Source organism: Ruegeria sp. CDSA141, assembly GCF_059612005.1.
In genome coordinates this window covers 1-8,375 of record NZ_JBXWPT010000038.1, presented here as the reverse complement: position 1 = coordinate 8,375, position 8,375 = coordinate 1, and the positions used below count along the sequence as shown (strand labels likewise).

Here is an 8,375-nt window from a genome sequence, read left to right as displayed (position 1 = left end):
TTTCAAGAACCGCACGCTTCACGCGCTTCTATTTTGCTCGGAAATGAGTGCCGCCGGAGATTCGGCAGGCACGAAGCCATGTACTCATCTTCTCCGCCCCGCAACACTGACGCAGGTTAGCTTGGGATAAAACCACACCGCGTGGGTAATGATCTGAGGGGGAAATCGGTGACGCTTGTAGCTGATGGATGTTGAATTCATCGATGTCACTTACGTTCAAATCATATCATCGGCAACCGAACGACGGTTAACGTGACGACACCGTTCAGACCTACCGGATATTCATGATTTCTTGGGGTCAGACTTGACCTGTTCCGGGCCGATGAAGGCAGGTTTGAGTTTGGGTTCGACTTCTGAGTCTTCAGCAGCCTTCGAATTCAGCAACGCTGCCGCTCTGATCGTCAGATCCTTGAAAGACATGCTTTTTCCTTTGATTGCCAACAAGTATTTCGAACTCGCGATGGAACATAAAATTCACTTGTGGCTAGTGCACATATAGGTGTTGGAGACCCGATTTACTATGGGCTACCAAGAGATCGGTTCCTCTATCGTGATTTGATGCTGCCTCAATTTGAGCTCATCGGCCTATATCACCGTTGGATGCACACGATCCGGTTCTATCACAGCTCCGTTCCAAGTTGTTTCACTGACAAAGACCTTTTCGACATCGGTCGCGTTCATCGCCCTCATGAGCGCACCGTAGTTCAACTGACACCTGATTTCGGCCCCAACCTGCAAAGCGCATTTGGAGGTTTCAGTGACAGTGTGATCACTCGTCGCGCCGACAAATGTGATGTCCGTAGGAAAGCTCAGCCCGCCAACATTCGTGTCCTGCAGCCCGACAGCAAGAACCGAACGGGACTTGCTGGAACTATCCTGCACAAGACGCAACGCCAAAAGAGCCGGATCAATCAGACGCAAGGGAAAGGGCCTTGTCTTGAACTTTGTTTCGATCACCTCGACCACAAGAGTGAACGCATCTGTATGAAGCCCATCTATCTGCTCGCCGGAAACGGGATCGGTGCCCAACAGGATCGCCTCGCCCAGGCGCAGTTCGTTGATACGCCCCTTTGTCGGTAGATCCAAAGCCCAAGGTAAATTGGCGGAACTGCCTCCTGATACGGTCTCAAGAAATGGGCCGCAAGCGCCCTCGATTTCGTATGCGAGCGTCGTTACGACATCCATTGCATCAGCGTTCGGAGCAATGTTGCCCAGGCAGGCGAAGTTGGCACCAATACCTTTGAGAGCTACGCCAGGCATCTTCATCACCAATGTCGCGATACGCTCAAGATCTTCTGGCATTATCCCATCGCGCATATCTCCCATCTCAATCATCAAGATAACGCCATGCACCTCGCCATTGCGTAGCGCGACTGCGGAAAGTTCCGCGATAACGTCTATCTCTGTATTGTAACTGGTTTCACAGGTCTCGATGATTTGATCGATTTCGCTCAGCAAAGGAGAGCGGATCATGGATATTGGGCAGATGATGCCGGCGCAACGCATGCGCTTTACGTTCGCGACCCGGGCATCGGCCAACTGGGAAACGCCGCTTTCTAGCATGGCATGGGCGACGGCTGGGTCACCGCAAACAGCCTTTGTCACGCCTGTCACACTGATCCCGTGCGAAGCAAGACGGTCCACCAGAAAGCGCGTATTCTGGCGGATCTTGCACAAGTCGATTTCGATCCGCGGCGTCGTCATTCGGCAACCACACGTGGCAATGGCCGCAACTGGGGATAGGCAGAAAGAACCAACTCTGCCAAGTGCGCCGCTGGTCGGAGCAGAGCGTCAGTCACTGGGAGACAGAAGTTGCGTGAAAAGCCCCTGATGGCTGTTTCCACCTCGGTGTTCGTCATTCCTTCATGATTGAGCGTGACACCAATCACTTTCGTTTTGGCGAAAGCTTCGATAAGTTTTATCTCGAGGCGCGGATCGGGCATCGGCATGTTGGGAAAATCGCAACGGTGGGTCCGTTTGGGGGCGTGTTGCAGAATGACGGCGTGTGGCTGGCTACCGCGAAGAATGAATGCTGATGTGCAGAAAGCCGGATGGCTGAGCGCGCCTTGGCCTTCAATTAGGATGACATCTGGTTGTTCCTTTTCGGATGCCGCAACAATGACACGCTCAAGCTCGCCACAGCAGAACTGAGGCGGCACTGCATCCAAGGCAATACCATACTTGGCTCCCTGCATCACGCCGGTCTGACCGGTTCCGACCAAAACCGTCTTGATCCCCCGTTCATTCAGGGCATTCGCCAGCAAAGTTGCCGTGGTCCGCTTTCCGATTGCGCAATCAGTGCCCAACACAGCGATACGGATCGCTTCAACATCTGCAACGCAGCCGTCAAACAGACGCATGTTCTTGCTAGGTTGCGGCTTCCGAATGTCCCGAATGGTAACACATCCAAACTGGGCGGCTGAGCCAATTTCGAGATCGTCGCCGAGATATTCGTGTAGCCCACTGACGATATTCATGCCTGACGAAATCGCGTCCAGAACAACGCCTCTGTCTGCCGTGGACAATGTACCACTGGACGGTGCCATTCCATAGATCAGAGTGTCTGGGGCTACCGCTTCGTGAGCGATGGCCGCGCTAAGATCGCCATGCACTGGAATGCCGTTGTCGATACCATCGAGAACCTCGCCGCTGTCACGCCCTTCTAGAGTGCTGTCAATTACTGACAGAACACGAAAGACCTGCGAAAACCGGACTAGACCGTTTGCAGTCTTGCCGTCAGTCTTGCCGAAATTCCCTTCACAATAGACGGTGGCGGTTGGAGCGTCATAAGAGATTATCTTAGGAGGGTTATCTGGACAAATTGAGAGATCCATCGGCGGCGCCTGTGCTGCTCTTGCGACCGGTCTCTTCATTTGCGCTAAATGATCTTCCGTTTTCATGTCTGTTCCTTTCTATGTCGAGCCAAACCCGGGACAATGAAGCCACCAGGGTCAACGAAGTGACGCCTGATTTGGGATCAGCAGGCTTCGCGTTAGTTGTTCAGAACGCAAACGCCCTTTGATCGCTGGAAATTTCGGTGGCACTCCCAGCGGTTTCCGGCCCTGTCCAAGTGGGCGTTGGCCGGTAAGTCTATGAAAACGCATCCACTGGCAGTTTCCGCATACCCGCGGTCACATTTCCAACCTTGTCCATGGGAGGCATCGTCAAAGTAAGCGTTCTCGGGAACAATAACCGGTTCACAAGCGCCAACTCGCTGGAAGTACCCGCGCTCGCATGTCCAGGGTTGCCCATAAGACGATCCATTCAGAAAGGCATTGGCTGGTACCATGATTGGGGCACATATCTCACCTTCGGCCCGATAGCCCCGATTGCAAACCCAAACATCACCATAAGACTCGCCCGACAGGTACCCGTTGTCAGGTACTGCAACTTCCAGGCAAGTCTCGTCAATTTTCACGTAGCCGCGCAGGCACCGCCAACTTTTTCCTGAAGAGGCGAGATATCCGCCTTCGGGTACGGGTACTTCGACACAAGCCAGGCCATTTTCTTCTAGAAATCCATGCAAACAATCCCAGCCCCTGCCATAGGTCCTGTTTGTTGCGTAAGCATTCTGAGGGACTATAATGGCGACGCAAAGGTCGTCTTCGACCCGGTAGGATCGGTCGCATTCCCATCCGTCCCCGTAACTCCTGGAGTGTGCATTCTCAGGCATGAGGGCGTCTGCAGATTGTGCGAACACAGGGAATGCGAATGACGCGAAGATACCAGCCAGAATGTACATTCTTACCGAAAGCCGTTCTGACGGTTTCTTTTTGGGCAATTTTCTAGGTGTCATAACTGGCTCCCTTCTGACCTAATGGCATCGGCTTTTATTCTTGGGTTTCAGTTGCCCTGTTAAGGTCGTGTTGGGTGCGCCACGACTCAGGCCGTTCGTCTCGTAGTGGTGGCACGTCTTCGTTCTCGATAGTTTGGATGGGGTGTCCCGTCAGTTCCGCTGATTGAACGGCCATCGTCTTCACAAAAGACAGCTTCTGCAGCGCCATTTCAGCCAACGGTTTTGGTGTGGCATGTTTCATCCCTTTTCCACCGTGTTTTCCGCGCGTTCCGGCGGCTTGTCGACGTCAAGGCCGGCAAGACAAGCTTGAGCGATGTCACGGTCCGGAACATCCGTGCCCGGAATGGTTGCCCAGCCTGTCTCCATGGCGGCATCGCGGCGTTTGTAGGTTGTGGCTTTTCGAATAGTGTAAATATGTGCAACCCGATCCGGATCCACGCGTGCCATATCGAGGCAGACCGGCACCATCGCCGCTATGACTTGGTTTCGAGCCATCGCCGTCGCTCTGGTATCTGCGGTTCCGCCAGTCACCCAACCGCCCCATGAAAATCCAACCACACCGACAAAGACCGCACCGATCACGGCCCCATAGATGCTAGGTTTCAGCCATTCAGGAGTGTTCATTTCGAATCCTCCAGCGGAGAAAGCGCCGCCTCGCTATCATTTTTCAGTCTGGGTCAATACGCCGGTCCCGGCGCAGCGCCGTTTCTAGGTCTTTCTCGGTGATTGGACGCTGTTCGGTGCGACCAATCTGGCTCCCTTTCCCATGGACGACCAAGTAGGTCGCAGTCCGGCGAAAGGCCTCAAAGCTGAGGCTTTGCAAAAGCTCTTCTTCGACGACGATTTCATATTCGCCTGCGGCCAGCTCGTCCGAGTAGCCCGGCAATACAAACGCATTGGCAAAAGTCACCATCGATCTCGACGATCGCGTGCTCATCCCTGACCTCCAGACTGTCTGCGGGTCTTTCCCGCGCCATTGTCACTCACCACCAGATTCCAGGGGCTACATGGTCGAACGAACTCCCTCCTTGTATCTCATGATCATTCGACGGGCGCTGACGCATGTTAGTCTCGGCTACCGGAATGCAATCTACCGAAGGCCCCTGGACCGCCAACTGGACTGACCTGTGTAAGGGCACCGCGACGAGCGATCGCGTAAAATTGGTTAAATCTGAAAATGCTCCACCTGTGTGCGTCCAGAACTTCGTTTTGCCTGGTGCGTACTGGTCAAGAGCTGACCGTCAATAAAAGAGGAGAATAAAGATGGCTGAAAACAAAGCACTGGGTACTCGCCCACCTGAATTCGAACGCTTTCTCTATGCACCTGTCGGCGAAGACCGGAACGGATATGTCGTGACGGTTCTCTCGGCGCTTGCACGTCTTGGCCTCGATCCCTGGAACGAAACCGCCGAACTCGTGAAGTTGCGGCGGGAAGAAGCCTGCGCGCGGCTTGAGATCCTCCTTTCGAAATTCAGGGACGTTCCCGAGCTAAAGCAGGACCACAATGCCGTCGCGCAGGAATTGAGCCTGTTGCTTCCGGAAAGCCCACGAGTAACTCCTCTGACGCGGGTGAGCTCGACAGTTGCCAATGGTCGCTTGGTGTCCAGCGGTGCAATCTGGGCGATACTCGCGATCGTCTTCGTCCTGATACAAATGCTGTTCATCAATTCGCCAGGATCAGACGAATGACCTCTGCCCATCAAGCGCCCGTGGACCACCGGCGATCGATTGTGAAACCTGAGGTCACGTCGGCGATCGAAGACGCGTTCCTTTGGAGCCTTGAGGAGAGGTTCTGGACTAGTGGTCTAGATAGCGCGCGCGCGACGACTGCACAGAACGCCGTCATGATCTTTCCCTTTCCGCCCGGCATCCTTCAAGGCGAACAGGTCTGGGACCACTTGCAACGGAATACAGGCTGGCGATCTGTTGTGATGACCGACCGCAATACGACGCTTCGCGGCATCATTGCAATGCTCGCGTATCGCGTTTCGGCCGAGAAGGCCGGCGTGCCGATCTATGAGGCACTCTGCGCGTCCACATATTTGCAAGATGAGGACAATTGGCTTCGGATTTCGCACCAGCAAACACCCGTGATCCCGACTGAGTTGCTCACCAAATTCGTTTGGTCCTGATCCGTCCAATCCGCGGGCTGAAACAAGGTTTGCAGATCGGCGACAGTTGATAGAGATAAAGAAAATAACTGCTGGTACGACCTGTGCAGGTTTTAAATGCCTTGTCATGTTCGAGCACCGGCGCAGTGCAATCTGTGGGCGTCGATCTCGCAGATTTCGGGCATGTCCTCCTCCTTTCCTGAAGGAGTGTGTTTGCATCGGGTCCAAAGTACCAGCCACTGCGCATTGTGAAAGGAAAAACCAATATGTTGATACTCGATTTCCTTTCGGTCTTTCTGATAGCTGCCCAAATATTGGCTTTGTACCTAATCGCCTCAGATTTGATGATGAACAACACGCCGGTCGTCATTGTCTTAATCCCGGTGGCCATTCGATTGGCGCGAAGCCTCATTTTTTGCCGCAACACGCCTGCTGATCCCGCAATCATACATGGCGGTTCTTGGAGAAACTTGCACACTTATCGGGAATACAACCAATTTGCTGGTTGATGGTGTGCCGCAGGCATCGGGAATCGAGCCCCTTTCAATTTTCGAAATTATTCCGGTCGGTTTGGTTGCGGCAGCCACGGGCGGTTTGGCATTACTCATGCTCGGGTCTTTTCTTTTGCCCGATCGCGGGGATATTGCACGACTGGGCGCAGACAATGAAACAGCCTTCTTCACAGAGCTTCGTCCGTGGGAGGATTATCTGGGCGTGGGTCAGCGCATGGGCGGAATTTTTGACCTGAACCGGCGAGGCATGGAGATCATTGGTGTCCGGTCGCGATCCGGGGTAAAGCGCGATCGCCTGAATGAGCACGTTCTCGAGCCAAGTGACAAGATCATTGCCAAGGTGACGACATCGGAACTCCTCACCCTCCGTAGGATCGAAAGTAGCGAAGTTAGTTTGCGTCAAGGACCAGTCCCCGAGGCCGTCACCGACCTGATAGTCGCTGAGGCTATCGTTACCCTTTCCCGTCGAAGTCGTGGTGTGCGAATTTGCCCAGCTCGCTATGGCATGCGCGTCATTGGCGCCCACCGGCACGGGGAAACAATTGGACCTGACTTGTCAACGGCACTCCTGCGTCCGGCTGATACGCTGCTTTTGGAGGGAACACTTGAAGGCTTTGCGCAGATGACCGAGGCTGGCGATCTCGCAGCGATCACGGATGCCGGAGGCCGCGCTTTCCGCCGCGAGAAAGCGCCGCTCGCTCTCCTGGCGCGGTGTGTGGTCGTGGTCCTTGCAGCCGCTAGGATAGCCGAGGTCAGTGTGCTTGCTCTCATCGCCATTGTGACCATCCTCGTATTGCGGTGCATCGACAGCAACGAGGCCTGGAGTTCCATCGACGCAGGTGTTCTTGTCCTGATCTTCTCAATGTTGATTGTGGGGATAGGTCTTCAAAACTCTGGGGCCGTTGGCCTGATCGTCAAAAGCGTAACCCCGGCACTAGACGGAATGCCTCCAATTGTAACGCTTGCTGCGGTCTACCTATTGTCCTTGGTGCTGACCGAAGCAGTCACCAATAACGCTGTTGCCGTCGTGGTGACCCCGTTCGCAATCGGCCCTGCCGAATAGTACGGCATTGACCTGCGGCCCTTTGTTGTTGCGGTGATACTTGGGGCGAGTACAAACTTTGCTACGCCTGGTGGCTACCAGACTAATACCTTGGTATAGTGTTTCAATGTCGTCGCCTTTTTGGGGCCTTCAGGCGCTTTGTCCCAAGCGGCATTGACGGAGGCCATGTGCTTGACGGTGTGGTTTTCCAGACTCTGGTCTTCATCATTCATTGGAATGTCCTTTCCTGGACGGTCCGAGAATAAGAAGCACGAGACTCATACAGCCCTTTTGGGGAGCTCCATGTTCCCCGCGCCCCTCAGGTACTCAAAAAAAATGCCAACCAAATACACAGCGGACACATGTCACCTAACGGATTTCAGAGCGCCTTCGTACTGACGCAGGTTAGCCCGCTTGAGCCAGATAAAAGATCCGCGCAAGTATCAGAGCGCCCATGAGTGCAATCAGCATCCAATAAATCGGGATCTGCCTCTTCCCAAGGTTCGAGTTCTAGCCTTGCAAGGGCCGAAAGTACCGTAACAGCATTGCCCTTCCGATCCTCACCAACGAAGGCTTGCAAAAACCGATCGAACTCAGGGCTATGCGGGTAAAGAATGCCACCTGCGGGCATCACCGTTTCCTCCTTTTCAGTGTTTCCGGATCTTGGGAGCGAACGTGCCGACTGACCGGGGCCTCCTCTGGCAAGATCAAAATGTTTCGGATTGTTTCGATCATACCCGCGTCGCCTGGAGCACGCGCTGACGCAGATCAGCCGGTGTCCAAACCTCTGAAGTCAAGCATCAGGGCAGCTCCAAGGTTCGCCAGCACTGCCCAGGGCCCAGCGGCGCTAACATGGGTCAGCGCGCATCGCCCGGTTCTGGGATAATGTATGATGACCGCAAATGCAGGCTACC

11 protein-coding genes are annotated in these 8,375 nt (G+C 54.4%); 4 read left to right on the top strand and 7 right to left on the bottom strand.

All coding sequences use genetic code 11. The features are described from left to right. Window positions 1-282: 282 nt before the first annotated feature. The 6 genes from AC2FLP_RS21810 to AC2FLP_RS21785 all read right to left on the bottom strand — a co-directional run bounded on the left by AC2FLP_RS21810 (window position 283) and on the right by AC2FLP_RS21785 (window position 4,733). Window positions 283-420, bottom strand: a complete 138-nt coding sequence (locus AC2FLP_RS21810; RefSeq protein WP_299986016.1) for a hypothetical protein — start codon at window positions 418-420, stop codon at window positions 283-285. A gap of 165 nt (window positions 421-585) precedes the next feature. Continuing rightward, window positions 586-1,704, bottom strand: coding sequence for an alanine/ornithine racemase family PLP-dependent enzyme (locus AC2FLP_RS21805; RefSeq protein WP_282170941.1), 1,119 nt, complete (start codon window positions 1,702-1,704; stop codon window positions 586-588). Then, window positions 1,701-2,834 carry an N-acetyltransferase DgcN family protein gene (locus AC2FLP_RS21800; RefSeq protein WP_282170942.1) on the bottom strand — a complete coding sequence of 378 codons (1,134 nt, stop codon included), beginning with the start codon at window positions 2,832-2,834 and terminating at the stop codon, window positions 1,701-1,703. Before AC2FLP_RS21800 ends, AC2FLP_RS21805 begins: the two co-directional genes overlap by 4 nt. A gap of 996 nt (window positions 2,835-3,830) precedes the next feature. Further along, the gene (locus tag AC2FLP_RS21795) at window positions 3,831-4,037 is read right to left on the bottom strand and encodes a hypothetical protein (RefSeq protein WP_282170943.1); all 207 of its coding nucleotides are present in this window, start codon (window positions 4,035-4,037) and stop codon (window positions 3,831-3,833) included. Further along, window positions 4,034-4,420: a hypothetical protein gene (locus AC2FLP_RS21790; protein WP_496686474.1), complete on the bottom strand. Its 387-nt coding sequence runs from the start codon at window positions 4,418-4,420 to the stop codon at window positions 4,034-4,036. Before AC2FLP_RS21790 ends, AC2FLP_RS21795 begins: the two co-directional genes overlap by 4 nt. Window positions 4,421-4,463: 43 nt before the next feature. After that, entirely contained in the window at window positions 4,464-4,733 is a 270-nt protein-coding gene (locus AC2FLP_RS21785) for a hypothetical protein (protein WP_282170945.1), read from the bottom strand. A 326-nt stretch (window positions 4,734-5,059) separates the two neighbouring features. Between AC2FLP_RS21785 and AC2FLP_RS21780 the strand changes: the two genes are divergently transcribed. From AC2FLP_RS21780 to AC2FLP_RS21765, 4 genes are all read left to right on the top strand, one after another. After that, a complete protein-coding gene (locus tag AC2FLP_RS21780; RefSeq protein ID WP_282170946.1) occupies window positions 5,060-5,485 on the top strand; it encodes a hypothetical protein in 426 nt (141 codons plus the stop codon). After that, the gene (locus AC2FLP_RS21775; protein WP_282170947.1) at window positions 5,482-5,928 is read left to right on the top strand and encodes a hypothetical protein; all 447 of its coding nucleotides are present in this window, start codon (window positions 5,482-5,484) and stop codon (window positions 5,926-5,928) included. The genes AC2FLP_RS21780 and AC2FLP_RS21775 overlap by 4 nt, the downstream gene beginning before the upstream one ends. Before the next feature lie 245 nt (window positions 5,929-6,173). Further along, window positions 6,174-6,416 (top strand): hypothetical protein, encoded by a 243-nt coding sequence (locus AC2FLP_RS21770; protein ID WP_282121201.1) that lies wholly within the window; start codon window positions 6,174-6,176, stop codon window positions 6,414-6,416. After that, window positions 6,358-7,482, top strand: coding sequence for an SLC13 family permease (locus AC2FLP_RS21765; RefSeq protein ID WP_496686477.1), 1,125 nt, complete (start codon window positions 6,358-6,360; stop codon window positions 7,480-7,482). Before AC2FLP_RS21770 ends, AC2FLP_RS21765 begins: the two co-directional genes overlap by 59 nt. A gap of 74 nt (window positions 7,483-7,556) precedes the next feature. On the opposite strand, the gene AC2FLP_RS21760 is transcribed toward AC2FLP_RS21765, so the two are convergent. After that, a complete protein-coding gene (locus AC2FLP_RS21760; protein ID WP_496686480.1) occupies window positions 7,557-7,694 on the bottom strand; it encodes a hypothetical protein in 138 nt (45 codons plus the stop codon). Between the last annotated feature and the right edge of the window lie 681 nt (window positions 7,695-8,375).